Source organism: Streptomyces sp. NPDC053542, assembly GCF_044544685.1.
In the GTDB taxonomy this organism is placed as follows: domain Bacteria; phylum Actinomycetota; class Actinomycetes; order Streptomycetales; family Streptomycetaceae; genus Streptomyces.
The window spans coordinates 264,083-284,843 of sequence record NZ_JBITXL010000009.1 but is presented as its reverse complement, the minus strand read 5'-3'; the positions used below and the strand labels follow the sequence as shown (position 1 = coordinate 284,843).

18 protein-coding genes are annotated in these 20,761 nt (G+C 74.6%); 11 read left to right on the top strand and 7 right to left on the bottom strand.

Annotated elements, in window-relative coordinates:
* Positions 1-2: 2 nt before the first annotated feature.
* On the bottom strand, positions 3-800 hold the full coding sequence (locus ACIGXO_RS25695) for a GNAT family N-acetyltransferase (protein WP_399791330.1): 798 nt from the start codon (positions 798-800) through the stop codon (positions 3-5).
* Between the two features lie 226 nt (positions 801-1,026).
* On the opposite strand from ACIGXO_RS25695, the gene ACIGXO_RS25690 reads away from it, so the two are divergent.
* The 11 genes from ACIGXO_RS25690 to ACIGXO_RS25640 all read left to right on the top strand — a co-directional run bounded on the left by ACIGXO_RS25690 (position 1,027) and on the right by ACIGXO_RS25640 (position 13,737).
* Positions 1,027-2,034 (top strand): FecCD family ABC transporter permease, encoded by a 1,008-nt coding sequence (locus tag ACIGXO_RS25690; RefSeq protein WP_399791327.1) that lies wholly within the window; start codon positions 1,027-1,029, stop codon positions 2,032-2,034.
* Positions 2,031-3,095, top strand: coding sequence for a FecCD family ABC transporter permease (locus ACIGXO_RS25685; RefSeq protein ID WP_399791324.1), 1,065 nt, complete (start codon positions 2,031-2,033; stop codon positions 3,093-3,095). Before ACIGXO_RS25690 ends, ACIGXO_RS25685 begins: the two co-directional genes overlap by 4 nt.
* Positions 3,092-3,934 (top strand): ABC transporter ATP-binding protein, encoded by an 843-nt coding sequence (locus ACIGXO_RS25680; RefSeq protein WP_399791321.1) that lies wholly within the window; start codon positions 3,092-3,094, stop codon positions 3,932-3,934. The genes ACIGXO_RS25685 and ACIGXO_RS25680 overlap by 4 nt, the downstream gene beginning before the upstream one ends.
* A gap of 68 nt (positions 3,935-4,002) precedes the next feature.
* Entirely contained in the window at positions 4,003-5,013 is a 1,011-nt protein-coding gene (locus ACIGXO_RS25675) for an ABC transporter substrate-binding protein (protein WP_399791318.1), read from the top strand.
* An 89-nt stretch (positions 5,014-5,102) separates the two neighbouring features.
* The gene (locus tag ACIGXO_RS25670; RefSeq protein ID WP_399791315.1) at positions 5,103-6,293 is read left to right on the top strand and encodes an acetyl-CoA carboxylase biotin carboxylase subunit family protein; all 1,191 of its coding nucleotides are present in this window, start codon (positions 5,103-5,105) and stop codon (positions 6,291-6,293) included.
* Entirely contained in the window at positions 6,290-8,116 is a 1,827-nt protein-coding gene (locus ACIGXO_RS25665) for an IucA/IucC family protein (protein ID WP_399791312.1), read from the top strand. Before ACIGXO_RS25670 ends, ACIGXO_RS25665 begins: the two co-directional genes overlap by 4 nt.
* Positions 8,113-9,387 (top strand): MFS transporter, encoded by a 1,275-nt coding sequence (locus ACIGXO_RS25660; protein ID WP_399791309.1) that lies wholly within the window; start codon positions 8,113-8,115, stop codon positions 9,385-9,387. The genes ACIGXO_RS25665 and ACIGXO_RS25660 overlap by 4 nt, the downstream gene beginning before the upstream one ends.
* A complete protein-coding gene (locus ACIGXO_RS25655; RefSeq protein ID WP_399791306.1) occupies positions 9,387-11,162 on the top strand; it encodes an IucA/IucC family protein in 1,776 nt (591 codons plus the stop codon). The genes ACIGXO_RS25660 and ACIGXO_RS25655 overlap by 1 nt, the downstream gene beginning before the upstream one ends.
* Positions 11,159-12,382, top strand: coding sequence for a type III PLP-dependent enzyme (locus ACIGXO_RS25650; protein ID WP_399791303.1), 1,224 nt, complete (start codon positions 11,159-11,161; stop codon positions 12,380-12,382). The genes ACIGXO_RS25655 and ACIGXO_RS25650 overlap by 4 nt, the downstream gene beginning before the upstream one ends.
* Position 12,383: 1 nt before the next feature.
* On the top strand, positions 12,384-13,142 hold the full coding sequence (locus tag ACIGXO_RS25645; RefSeq protein WP_399791300.1) for an HpcH/HpaI aldolase/citrate lyase family protein: 759 nt from the start codon (positions 12,384-12,386) through the stop codon (positions 13,140-13,142).
* Positions 13,143-13,287: 145 nt separating this feature from the next.
* On the top strand, positions 13,288-13,737 hold the full coding sequence (locus tag ACIGXO_RS25640) for a hypothetical protein (protein WP_399791297.1): 450 nt from the start codon (positions 13,288-13,290) through the stop codon (positions 13,735-13,737).
* Between the two features lie 48 nt (positions 13,738-13,785).
* Here the strand turns inward: ACIGXO_RS25640 and ACIGXO_RS25635 are convergent, their stop codons facing one another.
* The 6 genes from ACIGXO_RS25635 to ACIGXO_RS25610 all read right to left on the bottom strand — a co-directional run bounded on the left by ACIGXO_RS25635 (position 13,786) and on the right by ACIGXO_RS25610 (position 20,610).
* Positions 13,786-15,024 carry an MFS transporter gene (locus tag ACIGXO_RS25635; protein WP_399791294.1) on the bottom strand — a complete coding sequence of 413 codons (1,239 nt, stop codon included), beginning with the start codon at positions 15,022-15,024 and terminating at the stop codon, positions 13,786-13,788.
* 80 nt (positions 15,025-15,104) lie between these two features.
* Positions 15,105-16,844 carry a 3-hydroxyacyl-CoA dehydrogenase family protein gene (locus tag ACIGXO_RS25630; RefSeq protein WP_399791291.1) on the bottom strand — a complete coding sequence of 580 codons (1,740 nt, stop codon included), beginning with the start codon at positions 16,842-16,844 and terminating at the stop codon, positions 15,105-15,107.
* Between the two features lie 99 nt (positions 16,845-16,943).
* Positions 16,944-18,170, bottom strand: a complete 1,227-nt coding sequence (locus ACIGXO_RS25625; RefSeq protein WP_399791288.1) for a beta-ketoacyl-[acyl-carrier-protein] synthase family protein — start codon at positions 18,168-18,170, stop codon at positions 16,944-16,946.
* On the bottom strand, positions 18,167-18,421 hold the full coding sequence (locus ACIGXO_RS25620) for an acyl carrier protein (RefSeq protein ID WP_399791285.1): 255 nt from the start codon (positions 18,419-18,421) through the stop codon (positions 18,167-18,169). Before ACIGXO_RS25620 ends, ACIGXO_RS25625 begins: the two co-directional genes overlap by 4 nt.
* A 54-nt stretch (positions 18,422-18,475) precedes the next feature.
* Positions 18,476-19,576: a beta-ketoacyl-ACP synthase III gene (locus ACIGXO_RS25615; RefSeq protein WP_399791282.1), complete on the bottom strand. Its 1,101-nt coding sequence runs from the start codon at positions 19,574-19,576 to the stop codon at positions 18,476-18,478.
* A complete protein-coding gene (locus ACIGXO_RS25610; RefSeq protein WP_399791279.1) occupies positions 19,573-20,610 on the bottom strand; it encodes an AfsA-related hotdog domain-containing protein in 1,038 nt (345 codons plus the stop codon). The genes ACIGXO_RS25615 and ACIGXO_RS25610 overlap by 4 nt, the downstream gene beginning before the upstream one ends.
* Positions 20,611-20,761 lie beyond the last annotated feature (151 nt).

The following is a 20,761-nucleotide window of genomic DNA, read 5'->3' as shown; positions in this document are numbered from 1 at the left end:
CGTCAGCCGGCGGCCGCGGCCCCGGGCGTGAAGACGTACGGGGTCGTGGTCGTCAGCGGCGCGAAGCCCAGCCGCTGGAGGATGGGGCGGCTCTGGTCGGAGGCGTCGACCTGGAGGTACGGGTAGCCGCGCGCCGCGGCGATGCGGGCGCGGTGGGCGATCAGGGCGCGGTAGAGGCCGCGGCCGCGCCAGGCCGGGTCGGTGCCGCCGCCCCAGAGGGTGGCGAAGGGCACGTCCGGCGGCAGTTCCATGCGGGCCGCGCTCACCGGGGCGTCCCCGGCCATCGCGACCACCGCCACCACCGTCTCCGGAGCGCTGGCAAGCCGGTCGAGGAGCTGGGTACGGAAGCGGGCGCGGCCGGGGCCGAAGGCACGCGCGTGGACGGCCGTCATGAGGTCGACGCCGGCGGCGTCGGTCACCGGCTCCAGGCGGACACCGGCCGGCAGGTCCGCCGCGGTGGGGAGGTCCCGGGTCTCGGCGACCATCAGGGTCTCCTCGTCCTCGGGGACGAAGCCGGCGGCCAGCAGGCGGTCCGCGAGGCCGGCCGGGCGGTCGTGGGCGTGCAGCTTCCATTCGAAGGCCCGGCCGAGCCCGGTGAAGTACCGGATCTGCGCGGCGATCGCGGCGTCCGCCGTGGCGGGCGTGAGGTCCGCCCAGAGGACGCCGTGCCAGCCGTCGGCCGCGTCGGCGGTCTGCCGGACCACGCCGTCCACGCGCTCGATCCGGGCGCCGGGGGCGTCGGGCCGGGCGTCCTGTCGCATGCGCCGGTCGTACGTCGAGAGCACCGCTGCGTGATTCATCCGGTCACCTCAGCAGGTCGCGTGCTGCCGGACAACCGGATTTGCGCCCCTTGGGAGGTGAGGTGCCGGGTCCGTGCGGGTAGGGAGACGTGGCCCGCCCCGGTTTGCCGGGGGCACGAAACTGGACAGTTCGCCGATTCCCGTCAGCGCGCTTGCGGCTTTAGGTTTGCCTAACCTAACGTTACGACGCGTGTTGACGACCAAACCACCAGCTACCGCGGCCCCCGTGGCCGGCGCGCGGGCCCCTTCGGCGTTGCTGCGGGGCGTTCCCCTGCTGCTCGCCGGGCTCTGCGCACTGGCCGTGTGCGCCGCCCTGAGCCTCGCCGTGGGCACGCGCTCGGTGCCGCTGTCCACCGTGCTCGACGCCCTGACCGGGCAGGCGCACGGGCGGGACGCCATCGTGGTCACCGGCCTGCGGCTGCCGCGCACCCTCGTCGGGCTCGCGGTCGGCGCCGCACTGGGCGTGGCCGGCGCGGTCGTCCAGGGCATCACCCGCAATCCGCTCGCCTCGCCCACGACGCTGGGCATCAACAACGGCGCCGGCTTCGCGGTCGTGGTCGCCATCTTCGCCCTGCACCTGACGCGGCCCGCGGAGTACATCTGGTTCGCCTTCGCCGGCGCGGCCGCCGCCGCGCTGTTCGCGCAGGCACTGGCCCGGCGGGCCGGCGACCTCGATCCCGTACGGCTCGCGCTCGGCGGCACCGTGCTCCAACTGGTGCTGCTCTCCTGGACCTCCACGGTGATGCTGGCGAGCAAGCGGTCGCTGGACGAGGCCCGCTTCTGGCTGGCCGGGTCGCTGGCGGAACGTCCCCTCTCCGTGCTGTACCCGATGCTGCCCACCCTCGTGATCGGCCTCGTGCTCGCCCTGGCGATCACCCCGGCGCTCAACACCCTCGCGCTCGGCGACGACTCCGCGCAGGCGCTCGGCGTGCCGGTCGCCCGCATCCGGATGGCCGGCGGCCTGGCCGTCGTGCTGCTCGCGGGCTCGGCGGTCGCCGTGGCCGGTCCCATCGCCTTCATCGGCCTGGCCGCGCCGCACCTCGTACGGCAGCTGCTCGGCTCCGACCACCGGATGCTGGTGCCCGGCTGCGTCATCGCGGGCCCGCTCCTGCTGCTCACCGCCGACATCCTCGGCCGCGTCGTCATCCGGCCCTCCGAGCTCCAGGTCGGCATCATCAGCGCCTTCCTGGGCGCGCCGCTGCTGGCCGTACTGGCACGGAAGGTGGCCCGGTGAGCGACGTCCTGAAGACCGAGAAGGCGCGCGTCACCGCGCCGCACGCGGCCGGGTCCGCCCACGCCGGCCGCCGCACCCTCCTGCTGACCTGTGCCGCCCTCGTCGTACTGCTCGCGCTCGTCACCTGTTCGGTGGCGATCGGCGAGGTGCCGCTGGCGCCCGACGCGGCGCTCAAGGGGCTGCTCGGCCTCGGTGACGGCGCCGACGTGCTGATCGTCCAGCAGTTCCGGGCGCCGCGCATGGTCGCGGCCGTCATCGCGGGCGCGGGCCTGGCGGTGGCCGGCTCGCTGCTCCAGCGGATGTTCCGCAATCCGCTCGCCTCGCCGGACGTGATGGGCGTGACCGGCGGCGCCTCGTTCGGCGCGGTGGCGATGCTCGCCGCCGGCGCCTCCCAGGTGTTCATCCCGCTGGCCGCGCTGGGCGGCGGGCTGCTGGCCGCCGTGCTGCTCGGGGTGTTCGGCTGGCGCTCCGGCGTCAGCGCCACCCGGCTGGTGCTGGTCGGCCTCGCCGTCCAGGCCGGGCTGACCGCCGCGGTGAACTTCATGGTCGTACGGTTCCCCACCGAGCTGGCCGGCTCGGCGCTCCAGTGGACCACCGGCTCGGTGTACGGGCGGACCTGGACGGAGGTGTGGGCGGCGGGCGCCGCCGTGGTGGTCGCGCTGGCCGCGGCCTTCCTCCTGCACCGCAAGCTGGCCGTGCTGGACCTCGGCGACGACTCGGCCGGCGCGCTGGGCGTCAACACCGACGCGGCCCGCCTCCAGGTGCTGGTCACCGCCGTCGCGCTGGCCTCGCTGGCCGCCGCGCTCACCGGCCCGGTCGCGTTCGTCGCGCTGGCCGTCCCGCACATGGTGCGGTTCCTCGCCGGGCCGCCTACCGCGGGGACCCTGGCCCTCACCGGCCTCGCCGGTGCCGTCCTGCTGCTCGCCTCCGATCTGGTGGCGCAGCATCTGCTGCCGGTCAGCGGGCTGCCGGTCGGGGTGGTCACCGCCACCCTCGGCGCGCCCTGGCTGCTGGTGCTGATGATCCGTCAGAGCAGTTCCGTCAACAGGAGTGTCCGATGACCGCCAACCGGCTGAAGGCCACCGAACAGCAGGCCAACCAGCTCGCCACGCACGGCCTCGACCTGCGCTACGGCGATCGGCTGATCGTCGGCGGCCTCGACCTGGAGCTGCCCGGCGGCGCCGTGACCGCCGTCGTCGGCCCCAACGCCTGCGGCAAATCCACCCTGCTGCGCGGCCTGACCCGGCTGCTCGCCCCGGCCGCCGGCACCGTCACCCTGGACGGCTCCGACATCCACCGGATGTCCGCCAAGGCGCTCGCGCTGCGGATGGGCCTGCTGCCGCAGCAGCCGGTCACGCCCGACGCGATCACCGTCGAGGCGCTGGTGCGGCTGGGCCGCTACCCGCACCAGAAGCTGCTCAGCCCCTGGTCGGAGAAGGACCAGGCGGCGGTGGAGGAGGCGCTGGAGCGCACCGGCACCACGGCGCTGCGCCACCAGCCCGTCGACCAGCTCTCCGGCGGCCAGCGGCAGCGCGCCTGGATCGCCCTGGCGCTCGCCCAGGACACCGATCTGCTGCTCCTCGACGAGCCCACCACCTTCCTGGACCTGCGGCACCAGCTCGATGTCCTCGACCTGGTCGCCGAACTGCACTCCGAGGCGGGCCGCACCGTGGTGATGGTGCTGCACGACCTCGGGCAGGCCGCCCGTTACGCGGACCACCTCGTGGTCCTCAAGGACGGGCAGCTGGCCGCGGCCGGCGCCCCGGCGGACGTCCTCGACGCGGAGCTGGTCAAGTCCGTGTTCGACGTCGACTGCCGGGTGATCCCCGACCCGGAGACCGGCACCCCGCTGGTCGTCCCCAAGGGCCGCGCGGTACGGCGTACCGCCGTGTCCGTCTGACGGCCCGTCCCCGGGCCCACCCCCCACTTCCGTCCCCGTCCCCGCTCACAGCAAGGAAGTACCTCCTCATGTCCAACAGACCGACCCTGCGCGGCCTCGGCCGGCTCCTCGCCGCGCTGCTCGCCGTCGTCCTGGGCACCGCGGCGCTGGCCGCCTGCGGTGGCGCGAAGTCCGAAGGGGGCGACGCGAAGGGCGGCGCCTCCGGTGCCTTCCCGCGCACCGTGAACACCGCCATGGGCAAGGTGAAGATCCCGTCCGAGCCGAAGCGCGTCGTGGTCCTGGACACCGGCGAGCTGGACGACGTCACCATGCTCGGCATCAAGCCGGTCGGCGCGGTCTCGCCGCACATGAAGACCGAGGGCGGCTTCCCGCAGTACCTCAAGGACGAGGTCAAGGGCGTCACCGACGTCGGCCCGCTGCTGGAGCCGAACCTGGAGAAGATCGCGAGCCTCAAGCCCGACCTGATCCTGTCCTCCAAGGTCCGCCACGAGAAGGTCTACGACAAGCTCAAGGCGATCGCCCCGACCGTCTTCACCGAGACCACCGGCGGCCCCTGGAAGGCCAACCTCAAGGTCCACGCGCAGGCGCTGGGCAAGGAGAAGCAGGCCGCCGCTGCCATGAAGAGCTACGAGGAGCGCGCGAAGCACCTCGGTGAGGCGATCAAGAAGAAGGACGGCGGCAAGATGCCCTCCGCTTCGGTGGTCCGCTTCATCGCCGGCCCGACCCGCCTGTACCAGAAGTCCTCCTTCAGCGGCGTCGTCCTGGACGACATCGGCCTGGAGCGCCCGAAGTCGCAGAGCTCGACCGACCCCGAGAAGCCGATGCTCGACGTCAGCCCGGAGGAGATCGACAAGGCCGACGCCGACCTGGTCTTCGTGACCGTCGCCGACACCCCGTCCAAGACCCAGAAGAAGGACGTCACGTCCAACCCGGTCTGGAAGGACCTGCCGGCCGTCAAGGACAAGAAGGTCTTCGAGGTGCCTGACGAGACCTGGATGTCCGGCATCGGCATCCAGGCCGCGCAGCACATGCTCGCCGACGTGGCCGACGCCACCGGCGTCGAGCTGCCGAAGAAGTGACCTCGGCGGGGGCGGGCCGTGTCCCCCGGCCCGCCCCCGCGCACCCCGTCGTCCCCGCACCACCCCCGAACCAGAAGGGGTCCCCGCTCATGCGGATGCACCTGCTCGCACTCAACCCCACCGACTCGGTCACCGACGGTTTCCTGCCCGCGGCCGCCCACCTCGGCGTCGACGTCACCGTGCTGACGGACCAGCCCGCGGCCCACCGGGCGAAATACCCCGAGACCGAGATCCTCGAGTGCGACGTCCACGACGTCCGCGCCGTCATCAGCCGGATCGCCGCGCACGGCCCCGCCGACGCGGTCTTCACCAACAGCGACCACCTGCAGACCCAGGCCGCGCTGGCCGCCGAGTACTTCGGGCTGCCCGGCAAGGACTGGCGGGCCACGCTGCGCGCCAAGAACAAGGCCGAGATGCGCCGCCACCTCGCCGCGGCGGGTGCCGACACCGTACGGTCCGTCCAGCTCGCGCCCGACGAGGAGCCGGACGCGCTGGCCGCCGCCGACCTGCCGTTCCCCTGTGTCGTCAAGCCCCGCGAGGGCGTGGCCAGCGAGGACGTCGTCCTGGCCGACGGTCCCGGCGAACTGGTCGAGCGGGCGAAGGAGATACGGTCCCGGCGCCCGGGAGCGGCCCTGGTCGCCGAGGAGTACCTGGCCGGTGAGCTGTACACGCTGGAGACGCTGGGCGACGGCCACAAGCGGCACGTGCTCGGCGGCTTCCACAGCACGATCTCCACTCCCCCCACCTTCATCGAGGAGCGGCACGAGTTCGTCGCCGCCCACCCCGAACCGGTCGTGGCGCAGGTACTGGCCCAACTGGACGCGCTGGGCGTCGGGTTCGGCGCCTGCCACACCGAGTTCGTGGTCCACGAGGGCCGCGCCCGGCTCATCGAGGTCAACTACCGCGCCATCGGGGACCAGTGCGACCTGATGCTGGCCGAGACGCTGGACATCCCGCTCTTCGAGCTGATTCTCCGCACGCACCTGGGCGAGCCGCTGCCGGCCGACCTCGGCGCGCGGACCGACGCCGCCGCGCGGGTGGAGTACGCCCTCGCCGACCGGGCGGGCACGCTCACCGCGGCGCCCGGCCCGCTGGACCGCACGGTCGACGGCGTGCACCTGACGTACCGTCCGCTGCGCGCGGTCGGCACCACGCACCCGCACTACCGCACCAACCGCGACTACCTCGGCGTGCTGCGCGCCACCGGCGGCGACCAGCTCGCCGTGGACCGGGCCACCGAGGCGTTCTTCGCCGCCGAGCGGTGGGAGATCACCCCGTGACCGCCGCGACGGAGACCCTGACCGCGCCCGCGACGGACGGCGGGCCCGAAGAACACGAGCTGCTGGTCCGCGTGCTCAGCGCGCTGCTGCGCGAGGACGTCGTGGGGCTGCGGTCCCGCGGCACGGTACTGGAGCGCCCGGACGGGCCCTGGCTGCGGCTGCCCGCCGACGGCGACGAGCCCGGCGAGAGCGGCGAGGCCGGTGAGGCGCTGCTGCTTCCGCTGGCCCCCGACGGGTACCAGGCCGAGTACGCCGCCCGGCTGCCGCTGCTCGTCCGCGAGTCCGACGGCGCCCGGCTGAGCACCCTCGACGAGATCCTCGGCGCGGTGCGGGCCCTCGCCGACCCGCTCGACCACGAGGGCTTCGACGCCTTCGCCGAGGAGTGCCGGCAGACCCTGGCGACGCTGCGGCTGCACGCCGCCACGCAGGACGAGCTGACCGCCGCGCTGGCCGACCGGCACGGCCCCGACCCGGCCCGCTGGGCGGGCCTGACCGCCGGCCTCGCCCACGACGCGCTCGCGGCCCGCCTCGACCACCCGGTGTACCCGGCCTCGCGCGGCCGCTCCGGCCTGGACGAGACCCAACTCCGCGCCTACGCACCGGAGTTCCACCCGCGCTTCGCACTGCGCTGGCTGCTGCTGCCGCGCACCGCGGTCACCGTGACCGGCGGCCCGGACGCGCTGCCCGCCTGCTGGCCGCACCCCGTCGACCTGGGCCACCCGGAGCTGGACGACAGCCACATCGCGCTGCCCGTCCACCCGCTGTCCCTCGGCGCTCCCCTGGACGCCGCGCTCCGCGAGACCGGGCTGGCGAAGGACGCAGTGCTCTCCGAGCACGCCTGGCTGGGGGCCGTGCCGACGCTGTCGATGCGTACCGTCGCGCTGGACGCCGATCCGCAGGTGCACCTGAAGCTGCCGCTGGCCACCGCGACGCTCGGGCTGCGCAACCGGCGCACCATCAAGCCCCGCACGCTCATCGACGGCGCCGCGGGCCAGCGGCTGCTGGAGAACGTGATCGCCCGCGAACCGCGGTTCCGGGAAACGATCCTCCAGGCCGACGAGACGGTGTACGCGCACGCGGACCACGAGCTGCTGGCCGTACTGTGCCGCCGCTACCCGGAGGGTCTGGACGGCAGCGCCGTCGTCCCGCTGGCCGCACTGCTTGCCCCGGCGCCCGGCGGACGGCTGGTCATCGACCACCTCGCCGACCGCTTCTACGACGGCGACCCGCTCGCGCTGCTCGACGCGTGCCTCACCCTGCTCTTCGACTGGCAGACCACGCTCTTCGGCTACGGCATCGGCCTGGAGTCCCACCAGCAGAACATCTCGCTGGTGCTGGACCGCACCGCAGCGGACGGCACCCGGGTACGGCTGCTGTTCAAGGACAACGACGCGCCGCGGATCAACACCGTACGGCTGCGGGAGCGGCTGGGCGCGGACGCGCCGGACCCGGCGGACTTCGCCGACCCGCGGATCTTCGGCGAGAGCGACGGCCCGGTGGCCGACATGCTCGCCACGATCACCGTCCACCTGTGCGCCGGTTCGTACGCCTTCGGGCTGGCCCGGCACGGCCGGGCGCCGCTGGACCGGCTGCTGGAGCTGGTCCGGGACCGGCTCACCGAGGCCGTCGAACGGCTGGGCACCGGCCCCGGCGAGCCCGGCGCGGTCCTCCGCGAGAAGCTGCTGGACGCCCCGCACCTGCCGGTCAAGGCCATGGTCAGCGCCGGGACGCTGCTGTCGAAGGAGCGCTCGGGCGCGGCCGACATCAACAAGCACTACACCACGGGCCCCAACTACCTGCTGCCGACGGGGAGCGTCCGATGAGCACCACCGCACCCGAGGCCGTCCAGGCGCCCGCCGCGCCGGAAGCACCCGAAGCACCCGCGACGCCGGCCCTCGGCCGCCGCCAGGTGCACGCCGTGGCCGGCTGCTACTTCGTGGCCTCCTTCGCCGCCCTCGGCCTGCCGCCGTACCTGACCGAGATCCTGCCCGACCTGGGCGACCACGCCGCCCGCTGGGCCGGCCTGCTCTACATCGTGCCCACCATCTTCGGCGGCCTCGGCGCCCCGCTGTGGGGGCGGCTGGCCGACCGCTTCGGCCGCAAACGGCTGCTGCTGCGCGCCCAGTTGGGGCTGGCGGCGGCGTTCCTGCTCGCGGGCTGGGCCGACTCGCTCGCCACCTTCACCGCCGCGCTGGTACTGCAGGGCATCCTGGGCGGCACGTTCGCCGCGTCCAACGGCTATCTGGGTGCCGCGCTGGAGGGGCCCGCGCTGTCCAAGGCGCTGACGCTGATGCAGGGCAGCGCGCGGGCCGCGCTGGTCTTCGCGCCGATCGTGGTCGGCTCGCTCTCGCCCTGGCTGTCGCCGCACCGGCAGTACGCGCTGCTGGCCGTACTGCCGCTGGCCGCCGCCGCGATGCTCGCGGCGCTGCCGGAGCCGCCCCGGACGCGTACCGCACCGGCGGCGAAGCCCGAGGCGGGTGCCGAGCCCACGGCCGCCGCCGCGCAGCCCGAGCGGGGCAGCGCCGGGGCGCTGCGTGCCCTGCTCGCCCTGGAGTTCGCCTTCGTCTTCTCGACGGTGATCTCCTTCCCGTACCTGATCGAGCTCATCAAGGAGCGCATACCCGGGACCGGGTCCCTGGTGTCCGGTGTGCTCTTCGCGCTCCCGCACATGTGCTACCTGGCCGGCGCGATGGCGGTGCACGCCGCCTTCCGCACCCGGCCCCGGCTCGGCATCGCGCTCGGCTTCGCCTGCATCGCGCTGGGCTCCGCCGGACACGGCATCGCCGGGTCGCTGCCCGCGTTCATCGCGGTGCGCCTGCTGCTGGGTGCCGGGCTCACCCTGGGCCTGGTCTGCATGTCCGTGCTGGCCGCCGACTGCGCCAAGGGCCGTGCGCCCGGCGGGCTGTTCGGCTCCATCGAATTCTTCTCGAAGGCCGGCGCGGTCGCCGCCGGCCTGGCGGCCGCGCTCGGCAACGGCCTGTTCGGGCCGTCCGCGCCGCTGCTCATCGGCACCGCCATCGCCGTGGCCACCGTGCTGGCGACCACCCTCCCCGCTCTCTTCCGTCGTCTTACCCATACTCGCAGGAGCCTCTGATGCCTCCGCTGACGCATTCCACCGGCCCCGCGCGGGCCGCCGACCCGGCCGGCGCGTCCCCCGCCGGCCTGCCCACCGCCGACGACGCCGTGGCGCACACCCTCCTCAACTGCCTGCTCCGCGAGGTCTCCGGCCCGGAGCACCAGACCGCGGTCGACCACGGCCACCTGCTCCTCCGGCTGCCGCGCCGCGGCGTGCTGCTGCGCGTCGCGCTGCGCCGCACGTCGCTGATCGGCGCGCACCGCTTCACCGGCCCGGTGACCGAGCAGGATGGCGACGGCTGGGCCGAGGTCGGCTGGCGCCGGCTGGCCGAGTACGTGCATGCCGAGCTGTCGCTGCGTACCGGCGTGGACAACGACGAGTTCCTGGACCAGATCGCCGCCAGCCACCAGGCCACCGCCGCGGCGCTGGCCGCCCGTCCCGCGGCGGCCCCGGAGCGTCCCGGAACCGCCGGGGCCGCGGACTGGCACGACGCCTATGTGGCCTCCGAGCAGTCCCTCGTCCTCGGCCACCGCTTCCACCCCACCCCCAAGGCCCGCACCGGCGACCCGGCCGCCTGGCAGGAGTACGCGCCCGAGACCGGCGGCTCCTTCCCGCTGCTGCTGCTCGCCGTCCGCGAGGAGCTGCTCGCCGAGGAGAGCGTGGCCGCCGACGCCACCGCTCCGCTGGACGCCTTCGAGGCCGAGGTGCCGGAGGGGTACCGGCTGCTGCCCGCCCACCCCTGGCAGTACGAGCTGCTGCGCGACCAGCCGGCGCTCCAGGAGGCCCTGGACCGCGGTGACATCCGGGTCCTGGGCACCGCCGGGTTCCCGCACGCCGCGACCGCCTCGGTCCGCACGCTCTACTCGGCCGACTCCTTCCTGAAGTTCAGCCTGAACGTCCGGATCACCAACTGCCTGCGGAAGAACTCCAGTTACGAGCTGACCGGCGCCGTCGCGCTGACCCGGCTGCTGGCTCCCGTGCTCGACGACCTGGCGGCCCGCTTCCCCGGCTGCGCGGTGCTCCGCGAGCCCGCGTACCGCAGTGTCGCGCTGCCGGGCCCCGACGGGCAGCCGGACACCGCGCTCCTCGAAGGCTTCGGGGTGATCGTCCGTGAGGGGCTGTCCCGGCGGCTGCTGCCCGGCACCACCCCGCTGCTGGCCGGCGCCGTCGCCGACGAGTACCCGTCGAGCGACGCGCACATCTCCCGGCTGCTGGCCGGCGCCGACGCCAAGACCGCGCTGAAGTGGTGGGCCGCCTACCTCGACCTGCTCGTCCCGCCGGTGCTGTCCGCCTACTTCGACCACGGCCTGGTCTTCGAGCCGCATCTGCAGAACGTGCTGATCTGCGTCGACGGTGACGGGATGCCCGCACAGGTGCTGCTGCGCGACCTGGAGGGCACCAAGCTCGTCCCCGAGCAGCACGCCGGCACGCTCGCCGCGCTGCCGCCCGAGGTCGCCGCGCCGCTGACGTACGACGCGCAGCGCGGCTGGGACCGCGTCGTGTACTGCCTGCTGGTCAACCACGTCTCCGAACTGCTCGCCGCCCTCGCCGACCTGCACCCGGACAGCGAGACCGAGCTGTGGGCCGAGGTGCGCCGCACCCTCCAGCGCCACGCCGACCGGCACGGCTGCCCGCCGCGGCTGGCCGCGCTGCTCGCCGGCGTGCCACTGCCCGCCAAGTCCAATCTGCTCACCCGCTGGGAGCGCAAGGCCGACCGCGAGGCCGGCTACGTCCGGCTGCCCTCGCCGCTCGCCGAGGACGTCCTCTCCGCCACCGCCTGGAGCGCCCGATGACCCACCCGACCCCCGCGGTCCGCGACCGCGTTCATGCCCTCCCGGCCGAGGAACTTCCGGCGTACATCTATGACCTGACGGCGCTTCAGGAGCATGTCGCCGAGGTCCGGGCCGCCCTTCCCGAGCGCGTCGAGCTGTACTACGCGGCCAAGGCCAACCCGGAGCCGGAGATCCTGGCCGCGCTGCTGCCGTACGTGGACGGTTACGAGGTCTCCTCGGGCGGCGAGCTGGCGCACGTCGGCAAGGCCGTGCCCGGCCGCCCGCTGGCCTTCGGCGGCCCCGGCAAGACGCCCGCCGAGCTCGTCAAGGCGCTGGAGCTGGGCGTCGAGCGGTTCCACGTGGAGAGCGTGTACGAGCTCCACATGCTCGCCGACCTGGCGGCCCGGCACGCCGGCGACCGTCGGATCGCCGTCCTGCCGCGCTTCAACCTCCCCGTCGGCGACGGCTCGCTGGACAGCGTGTCGCTCGCCATGGGCGGCCGGCCGACCCCCTTCGGGCTCGATCCCGACCAGGCCGACGAGGTCGTCCGGCTGCTCACCGACGGCACTTACCCGCAGCTCGAACTGCGCGGCGTGCACGCCCATTTGGCGAGTGGCCTGGAGGCCGCCGAACAGCTCGCGGTGGCGTCCTCGATCGTCACCTGGTCGGTGGAGCTGGCGGCCCGGCACGGCGTCACGCTGCGCGAGATCGTGGTCGGCGGCGGCATGGCCGTCGACTACGCCGAGCCGGAGCGCCGCTTCGACTGGGCGGCGTACGGCGCGGGGCTCGGCCGGCTCGCCGACGCGCACCCCGGCCTGACGCTGCGCATCGAGCCCGGCCGCGCGCTCACCGCGTACTGCGGCTGGTACGCGACCGAGGTGCTGGACGTGAAGCACAGCCACGGCGAGGAGTTCGCCGTGGTCCGCGGCGGCACCCACCACCTGCGCACCCCGGCGACCAAGGGCCACGACCAGCCCTGCACCGTCCTGCCCACCGACGCGCCGTGGCCGCACCCGTGGCCGCGCTCGGCCGCCCAGGGCGACAAGGTCACCCTCACCGGCCAGCTCTGCACCCCGAAGGACCTGCTCGCCCGCGACGTCCCGGCGCCCGGCCTGCGCGCCGGTGACCGGGTGGCGTTCAGCCTGTGCGGTGCGTACGCCTGGAACATCTCGCACCACGACTTCCTGATGCACCCGCGGCCGGGGTTCCACTTCCTGGGCGGGGCCGGGGAGGACTCCTGACGTGCTGCGCACCAACGAGGTGAAGCGGAAGCTCGCGGCGGGCGAGGAGGCGCACGGTCTGTTCAGCGTGCTCCCCGAGCCCGCGGTGGTCGAGATGATCGGCTGTGCGGGCTACGACTTCGTCATCCTGGACACCGAGCACACGCTCGTCGACCCGCGGCAGCTGGAGCACCTGATCAGGGCGGCCGAGACCAGCGGCGTCACGCCGTTCGTGCGGGTGCCCGAGGCGGACCCGGGCGCGGTGCTGCGCGCGCTGGACGCGGGGGCCATGGGCATCGTGGTACCGCATGTGCGCGGCCGGGCCGACGTGGACGCCGCGGTGCGGGCAGCGCGCTACGCACCCGAGGGGATGCGCTCGCTCAACGGCGGGCGGATGCTCGGCTACGGCGGTACCGACCCGCGGGCGTACATCGAGCGGGCCAATGCCGAGATCATGGTCGTACCGCTCGTCGAGGACGCCGAGGGCGTCGACGCGATCGACGACATCCTCGCGGGTGGCGGCGTCGACCTGGTCCTGCCGGGCCCCGGCGACCTCTCGCAGTCGTACGGCGTGCCGTGGCAGGTGCGGCACCCGAGCGTCCAGGAGGCGGTGCGCACGCTGCGCGCCGCCTGCGGCCGGCACGGCGTTCCCTTCTGCGCCATGGCCACCACCCCGGAGCGGCGCGCCGAGTGGCGTGCGGACGGCGTCACCGCCTTCGTCCTCGGCGAGGACCGGGATCTGGCCGCCCGGGCGCTGCGCGCCCATCGCGAACGGACGTAAGGCATCCCGGTCCCGGCGTCCAGCCGGACGTGCCCGTCCGGGACCGGGTTCGTTCGAACGACAACGTATGTGGTGGACACCGGGGCCCGGCGGGACGACGCTGAACCGACGGCATTCGCACATGTATGTCACGAGGGGAGCCACCATGTCGCAGGCAGCACCCCACGCAGCGGGCCCCAAACCGCCCCGGGCGCACGGCCCGGAGAACGTCTGGGCGGCCAGCGGCACGCTCTTCGCCGGGGTGATGATGCTGGTCGCCGGCGTCCTCGGCGTCCTGGAAGGCATCGCCGGCATCGCCAGGAACCAGGTGTACCTGCTGAGCAACGAGCTGACGGGCACCTATGTCTACGAGTTCGACACGACGGTGTGGGGCTGGATCCATCTGGTGCTCGGCATCATCGTCGCCGTGACCGGCTTCGGCCTGCTCAAGGGCGCCCGCTGGGCGCGCATGGCCGGCATCGTGCTCGCGGGCCTGTACGTGATCGCGCACTTCATGTGGCTGCCCTACCAGCCCATCTGGGCCACCGTCGGCATCGCGCTCGGCGTCTTCGTCATCTGGTCGCTGTGCACGGACCGTACCCGCTACATCCCTTGACCGGGCCCGAGGCCGCCCCGCACCGCCGGGCGGGGCGGCCTCCCACGCTCAGCCCCGCGCCGCCGGCCTCGTGCGCGCCGTGACCGCGATGCTGGTCAGCGCCAGCAGGACCACCACGGCGGCGAACACGGTGGCGGCGGTCTGCAACGTGGTCGCCGTGACCAGCAGGCCGACGCCGATCGCCGGTACGGCCAGGCCCAGGTAGGCGGCGACGAAGTAACTGGAGATCAGTTCGCTCGCGCGGCCCGCCGGGGCCTCGGCCGCCACGAGCGCGAGCCCCGACCGGAACGCCACGCCGCCGCCCGCGCCCGCCACGGCCGCGCCCACCAGGAACAGCGGCAGCGAGGCGGCGGGCAGCGCGAGCACGATGGCGGCCAGCCCCAGCGGTACCACGACCATGCCCCACACCGCCGCCGTGCGCGGCGCGATGCGGGCCGCGGCGAGCTGGGCCAGGCCCGCGCTGCCGAACGCGCAGAAGACCACCGTCCCCGCGAGGACCGGGCTGGTGTGGTGCAGGCCCTCGGCCAGGAACTTGCCCGCCAGCGCGGAGAGCAGCCCGAGGACCGCGAACGAGCCGAAGACGGCGACGGCCGCCGCGGTGAACACCGGGCGCGCGGGCGCCGGTATCGACAGCCGCTGCGGCCGGATGCGGGCCTTCGCCCCGCCCCTGCGCACGGTCTCGGGAAGCGCGAGGACCAGCAGGCCGGGCAGGAGCAGGACGGCGAGCACCGCGTACGGGGTGATCAGCGGGGCCGGGGCGTACGCCACCAGCAGGCCGGAGAGCAGCGGGCCGACGCCCAGGCCCGCCATGTTGGTGACCGCGGCGATGAGTGCGGCGCGGGGCGGGCGGGCGTGCAGCTCGCCGAGGTAGGCGGTGGCCGCGCCGGTGGTCAGGCCGACCGAGACGCCGGACAGGACGCGGCCCGCGAGCAGGCCGGGGAGGGTGGGGAACGCGGCGAAGACCGCGCAGCTCAGCAGCCCGACGCCGACGGCCGGTACGAGGACGGCGCGCCGGCCGATCTGGTCGGACAGGCCGCCGGCCAGCAGCAGCGGGCCGAGGATGCCGAGCGCGTACGCCGCGAACACCAGGGCCACCATCAGGGGGGACAGGCCCAGGCGCGCGGCGTACAGGGGGTAGAGCGGGGTGGGCAGGGTGCCGCCGAGCATCACCGTGAAGAGCAGGGCGGTGACCGTGCACACGGCGAGGCCGCGGCGGCGTGGCGGGGCGGGCGCTTCCGTCGGCCGCGCGCGTGTCGCGGTGCCGGAGGTGGTGCTGTCCATCGTCATGAGCCGTGTCTTTCCGGCCGGGTGCGCCCGGCCTTGCGTCGTTCTGCGATTGCTCGCCCGTCCCCCCGTCGTCCGCCGCGTCAGGCCGCCACCGCGGCCGCCGCCTCCGTCAGGTAGGCGCGTACGCCGCGGCCCGCGCTCTTGCGGCCCAGGAAGCCGCCGTCGACCAGCCGCTCCAGCAGGGGCGCGGGCGCGAACTCCGGCCGTCTGCCGTACTGCTCGTACAGCCGCCGGGCCACGGTGAGCGCGACGTCCGCGCCGACCGTGTCCAGCAGCCGGGTGGGGCCGATCGGCTGGCCGCCGACCGATTTCACCGCGGCGTCGAGCAGGGCAGGGCCGACCGCGCCGTCCTCCAGCAGCCCCAACGCGTCGTTGAGGTAGGGGAAGAGGAGCGCGTTGACGAGGAAGCCGGTGCGGTCGGCGCACTCGACGGGCGTCTTGCCGAGCCCGGTGACGATGCGCCGGGCGGTGGCGAGCGCGGGCTCGCCGGTGCCCGCGGCCCGGACCAGTTCGACCAGGGGCATCGCCGGCGCGGGGTTGAAGAAGTGCAGGCCGACGACGTCGGCGGGGCGGCCGCTCGCCGTGCCGCACTCCCCCACCGGCAGGCTGGAGGTGGTGGTGGCGAGCAGTGTGCCGGGCGCGCAGACCGCGCCCAGCTCGGCGAAGAGGTCGCGCTTGACGGCCGGGTCCTCGACGACGGCCTCGATCACGAGCCCCGCGCGGCACAGGACGCTCCGGTCGGCGGTGGCCGTCCAGCGGGTCATCGCCGCTGCCGGGTCGGGCCCGCTCGCCGCGGTGCGCTCCAGCCCGAACCGCACGGCCTCGTCCGCCGCTGCCGCCTTCTCCGCCGTACGGGCCAGCAGCACGGTGCGGTACCCGCCGCGCAGGAAGACCTCGCCGATGCCGGTGGCCATCGTGCCGGAGCCGATGACGACGACCGGGCCGATGCCGGGGACGGGGGCGGGGGCGAGGACGGGGGTGGAGGGGGTTGCGGTGGCCGGGGCGGACGCGGCGGCGGTGGTTCCGCACACGTACCCCCGCCCCGCCTTCGCCCCGAGCGCGCCCTGAGACACCAACTCCCGTATGCCGGGCGGTGGTTGGAAGCGTGGCCCGAGGCGCCCGTGCAGGCCGTCGAGGACGTCCAGCGCCGTGTCCAGGCCGATCGCGTCGAGCGTCCGCAGCGGGCCGTCGGGCCAGCCGCAGCCCAGCCGTACGGCGGTGTCCAGCGCCGCCGCGCTCGCGTGTCCCTCCTCGTGCATCCACGCGGCCTGGTTGAGCAGCGCGAAGAGCAGTACGGGGGCGACCGATCCCGGCAGGTCCGGTACCTGGTGCGCCTTCAGCCCGAGGCGGTGCAGCAGTGCGAGGACGACGGCCGTGTGCCGCTCGGGGGTGCCGGGCGCGTGGGCCAGCTCGACCGCGGTGAGCCGGTCGGCCCGTACGAAGCGGAGGGCGTGCAGGCCGGGGCCGCCGCTCGCCGCGGCCAGTTCGGCGGCGGTCAGGGTGAGGGCCGTGGTGAGCACCGGTGTGCCGGGGGCGCGGTGGGCGGCGATGGCCGCCAGCACCGCGCGCTTGGCCGCGGCCCGTTCCGGTACCGCCTCGATGATCACGCCGGCCGCGGTGACGGCCTCGAGCGCGCAGGTCACCTCGATGCCGGTACCGGCCGACTCCCGCCGGGCGCGGTCGGCGTCCGCCGCGTCGGCAGTCACCCCGATCGTCCGCAGGCCCGCGTCGGCGCAGCGCCGGGCCAGGGCCGCGCCCGCCGTGCCGAGGCCGACCACGGCGACCGTGCGCACCCCGGCCTGTTCCGCTTCCTCGTCCATCGTTGCTGTTCCCCCTTTGTGTGGCGCTTTTGTCTCGCGCGTCGCTCTCGCGTGTTGCTCTCGCGCGCGTTCGTCTCGCGTGCGGCGGTGTGCCGCGGGTCAGGCGGCGGTCAGTACGAGCGCCGCGTTGTGCCCGCCGAAGCCGAGCGAGGTGCTGACGGCCACGTCGAGCGGTGTCGTGCGGGCCGCGCCGGTCACCACGTCGATCTCGATCTCCGGGTCCAGCGCGGTGACGTTGGCGGTGGGCGGTACGACGCCGTCGCGCAGCGCCAGTGCCGTGTAGGCGGCCTCGACGGCGCCCGCGGCGGCGAGCGTGTGCCCGGTGACGCCCTTGGTGGAGGTCACGGCCGGGCGGGTGCCGAGGACGCGGTGCAGCGCGCGGGCCTCGGTGAGGTCGTTCATGGGCGTGGAGGTGCCGTGCGCGTTGACGTGGCCGACGTCGCCGGGCGCCACGCCCGCGTCCCGCAGCGCCGTACGCAGCGCACGGGTCACGCCCCTGCCCTCCGGGTCGGGCGCCGTGGCGTGGTGGGCGTCCGAGGAGGCCCCGTACCCGGCGAGCCGGGCGTAGCCGCGTCCACCGCGGGCCCGCAGGTCACCGGCGCGCTCCAGGACGAGCACCGCGGCGCCCTCGGCGGCCACGAAGCCGTCCCGGTCGGCGGCGAACGGGCGGGAGGCAGTGGCCGGTTCGTCGCGCCGGGTGGAGAGGGCGCCCATGCGGGAGAGGCCGGTGAGCGTCGCCGGGGTGATCGCCGACTCCGTGCCGCCCGCGAGGACGATGTCGCACAGGTCCGCGGCGAGCCAGGCGCGGGCGGTACCGAGGGCCGCGGCGCCGGAGGCGCAGGCGGTCGCGGTGACCAGACTGGGCCCGTGGACGCGCTGGTCGATGGCGACGTACCCGGCGACCATGTTGACCATCGCCATGGGGATCATCAGCGCGGACACCTCGTCGGGCGCGCCGTCGTAGTACGTACGGTGCTGGGACTCGAAGGTGGCGGTCCCGCCGAGGGAGTTGCCGAGGACGACGCCGACGCGGGTGCCGTCCCAGGTCGCCGGGTCGTGTCCGGCGTCCGCGACGGCCTGCCGGGCGGCGACCATCGCGAGCTGGACGAAGCGGTCCAGGCGCCAGGCGGTGCGCCGGCCGAGCAGCGCGTTGGCGTCGAAGTCCGGTACGCGGCAGGAGAAGTCGACGGCCAGTCCGGCCAGTTCGGGGTCGCGGGCCGCGGCGGACCTGCCGGCGCGAACGCGGTCCCAGTTGGCCTCGACGCCGATGCCCGCCGGGGTGACGAGGCCGATGCCGCTGATCACGGCCTCCCGGCCTGCGCTCATGCCAGGCCGCCCTTCTCGGCGACGACCGCGACGGCGTCGTCGATGCGGAAGGAGGACCGCAGGTCGCCCTCGGCCAGCACGATGCCGAGCTCCTTGCGGACGAGCAGGCCGAGTTCGACGAGGATGAGCGAGTCGATGTCCAGCTCGTCGAAGGTCGCGCCGGCGAGGATCTCGTCCTCGGGCAGCCCGAACTTCTCGCTCAGGAGCGTGACGAGGCGGGTCTTGATGTCGGCAGGGGCGAGGGTGGGCATGGGGATTCCTTGTCGTGTCGGGAGGAATGGTGAAAAGGTCGCTCAGGGATCGCGTCAGGCGACCGGTTCGACGTGCGGGGCCGGCCAGCGCAGGGCCGCCGATCCCCAGGTGAGGCCGCCGCCGAAGCCGGTGAGCAGGACCTTGTCGCCGGGGCGCAGGGTGCCGTCGGCGGCGGCGCCGGCGAGGGCGAGCGGGATGGACCCGGCGACGGTGTTGCCGACGCGGTCGAGGTTGATGACGAGGCGGTCCTCGGGGAGGCCGAGCTGTTCGCCGACGGCCCGCAGGATGCGGACGTTGGCCTGGTGGGCCACGACCCGGTCCAGGTCCGTGCCGCGCCAGCCGATCCGGTCGAGCAGGCTCTCGGCGGACTTGCTCATGCTGAGGACGGCCTCGTTGAAGACGGCGCGGCCCTGCATGGTGAAGTACCGGTCCCGCTCGGGCGGGGGCGTGGCCGTCGAGCGCTGCCGGGAGCCGCCGGCCGGTACGGTGATCAGCTCCTCCCCCGCGCCGTCGCTGCCCAGGTCGAAGCCGAGCAGCGCGCCCGGCTCTTCCGGGTCGCCCGCGCGCAGCACGACGGCTCCGGCGCCGTCGCCGAAGATGGCGCGGGTGGTGCGGTCGGCGGGGTCGAGGATGGTGGAGAAGGTGTCGGCGCCGATAACCAGCGCGCGGTGCGCGGCGCCCGCGGTGATCATCGACGCGGCGGTGGCCAGCGCGTAGACGAAGCCCGTGCAGACCGCGCCGATGTCGAAGGCCGCGACGCCGGTCAGGCCGAGCCGCCGGGCGACCGCCGGCGCGGTGGCCGGGCAGGGGCGGTCGGGGGTGCTGGTGGCGAGGACGACGAGGTCCACGCCGGTTTCTCCGGTGCCGCCGCCCGCGGCGGTGTCGTCACCCGCGACCTTGTTGTCGCCCGCGGCGGTGTCGTCAGCCGCGGCCCTGCGCGCGGATTCCAGGGCCCGGCGTCCGGCCGCCACGGCCAGGTCGGAGGTGGCCTCGCCGGGCGCGATGACGTAGCGCTGCCGGATGCCGGTACGCGTACGGATCCACTCGTCCGTGGTGTCCAGCTCGGCCGCGAGCGCGCTGTTGGGTACCACTGTGGCGGGCAGGGCGCCGCCCAGGCCGCAGAGGACCGCGGCGCGGTGCGTGCCGGCCGTCATGACGGCTCCCCCTCGGCGCCGGGCGCGTGCACGGCCGCCAGGGCGACCGGCCGGCGGGTCTCCGCGCGGCGGGGCCGCGCCTCCGGTCCCGCGGTGGTGAGGTGCAGCCGCCCCTCGGCCACGGCCGTACCGCTCTGCTCGAAGACGGCCCGGAACGAGCGGAGTTGGGGCAGACCGTCGCCGAGCCCGGCGGGCCGCTCGGCCGTCGCGTACGCGCTCAGCCGTACGGTGACCGGGAGGTGCGGTTCGACGAACCGGTGGCAGCGCAGGTCGAGCCCGGCGACCGTCGTCAGCGCGGGCAGTGCGCCGTACGTCTCGGCGGCGGTGCACAGCGCGAGCTGCCGGGCCGCCTCGAGCAGGACCATGGCCGGCACGTGGTCGTAACCGGCGTCGAACAGCGCGGGGTTGTCGGCGGGCAGCCGCAGCAGCGCCTTCGCCCTGCCGCCTTCCACCGCGACCCGCGTGAGGACCACGTTGTCCGGCCGGGTGCGGCCGACGAGGTGCGGGGCGACGGGCGTGCAGGGCAGCACCGGCGCTCCCGGACGTGCCACCGCCTTGCGGGCGCGGGCCGGGCGCAGGCCGTCGTAGAGCTCGCGGGAGACGTGCCGGACGCGCAGCGCCGCCGTGCCGAGGCGGCCCGCCGGCAGGGTCATGTCGAAGGCGTAGGTCATCCGCCGTGCCGCGCCCGTGCCGGGGCGGCCTTGGGCGGTCACCGCCAGGGCCAGGTCCGCGGCGCCCTGCGTGCGGCCCGCCGTGCGGATTCCGGGCAGCGCGAGCTCCAGCGATTCGATCAGGAAGCGCCCGCCGGGCTCGATTCCCGAGAATTCCCTGCCGCCGTACGGCCCGGCCTGCCGGCAGCATTCCAGGAGCAGCAGCGGATCGATTCCCGCGGACCGCTCCGGGCCCGGTACGCGATCGGTGTAGTAGGGGTGCTCCCCCGGAATGCGGGCGGTCGCGAGGTATTCCGTGGCGGTTAATTTCCGTACGGCGCTCAGAAACAATTCGGGGAGCGCCCAGCGGTCTGTGAACTGCATTCTTCCCCCGGTATTGATGAAGTCCATGATGTGCAGGGTGCGTGATGCACAAGATTCCGTGACGCACAGGAGTCCGTGATGCGGAATTCGCTTTCCGACTTCTGAATCATGTCATCGCATTCGATGACCCGTCAAGCCACTTTTCCGCAAT

What these genes read in the sequence shown, in the direction of transcription:
- ACIGXO_RS25615 (WP_399791282.1), bottom strand. Translation starts at nt 19,576, where the DNA reads ATGACGGCCGGCACGCACCGCGCCGCGGTCCTCTGCGGCCTGGGCGGC.
- ACIGXO_RS25610 (WP_399791279.1), bottom strand. Translation starts at nt 20,610, where the DNA reads ATGCAGTTCACAGACCGCTGGGCGCTCCCCGAATTGTTTCTGAGCGCC.
- ACIGXO_RS25655 (WP_399791306.1), top strand. Translation starts at nt 9,387, where the DNA reads ATGCCTCCGCTGACGCATTCCACCGGCCCCGCGCGGGCCGCCGACCCG.
- ACIGXO_RS25630 (WP_399791291.1), bottom strand. Translation starts at nt 16,844, where the DNA reads ATGGACGAGGAAGCGGAACAGGCCGGGGTGCGCACGGTCGCCGTGGTC.
- ACIGXO_RS25635 (WP_399791294.1), bottom strand. Translation starts at nt 15,024, where the DNA reads ATGACGATGGACAGCACCACCTCCGGCACCGCGACACGCGCGCGGCCG.
- ACIGXO_RS25625 (WP_399791288.1), bottom strand. Translation starts at nt 18,170, where the DNA reads ATGAGCGCAGGCCGGGAGGCCGTGATCAGCGGCATCGGCCTCGTCACC.
- ACIGXO_RS25675 (WP_399791318.1), top strand. Translation starts at nt 4,003, where the DNA reads ATGTCCAACAGACCGACCCTGCGCGGCCTCGGCCGGCTCCTCGCCGCG.
- ACIGXO_RS25620 (WP_399791285.1), bottom strand. Translation starts at nt 18,421, where the DNA reads ATGCCCACCCTCGCCCCTGCCGACATCAAGACCCGCCTCGTCACGCTC.
- ACIGXO_RS25680 (WP_399791321.1), top strand. Translation starts at nt 3,092, where the DNA reads ATGACCGCCAACCGGCTGAAGGCCACCGAACAGCAGGCCAACCAGCTC.
- ACIGXO_RS25660 (WP_399791309.1), top strand. Translation starts at nt 8,113, where the DNA reads ATGAGCACCACCGCACCCGAGGCCGTCCAGGCGCCCGCCGCGCCGGAA.
- ACIGXO_RS25695 (WP_399791330.1), bottom strand. Translation starts at nt 800, where the DNA reads ATGAATCACGCAGCGGTGCTCTCGACGTACGACCGGCGCATGCGACAG.
- ACIGXO_RS25670 (WP_399791315.1), top strand. Translation starts at nt 5,103, where the DNA reads ATGCGGATGCACCTGCTCGCACTCAACCCCACCGACTCGGTCACCGAC.
- ACIGXO_RS25650 (WP_399791303.1), top strand. Translation starts at nt 11,159, where the DNA reads ATGACCCACCCGACCCCCGCGGTCCGCGACCGCGTTCATGCCCTCCCG.
- ACIGXO_RS25640 (WP_399791297.1), top strand. Translation starts at nt 13,288, where the DNA reads ATGTCGCAGGCAGCACCCCACGCAGCGGGCCCCAAACCGCCCCGGGCG.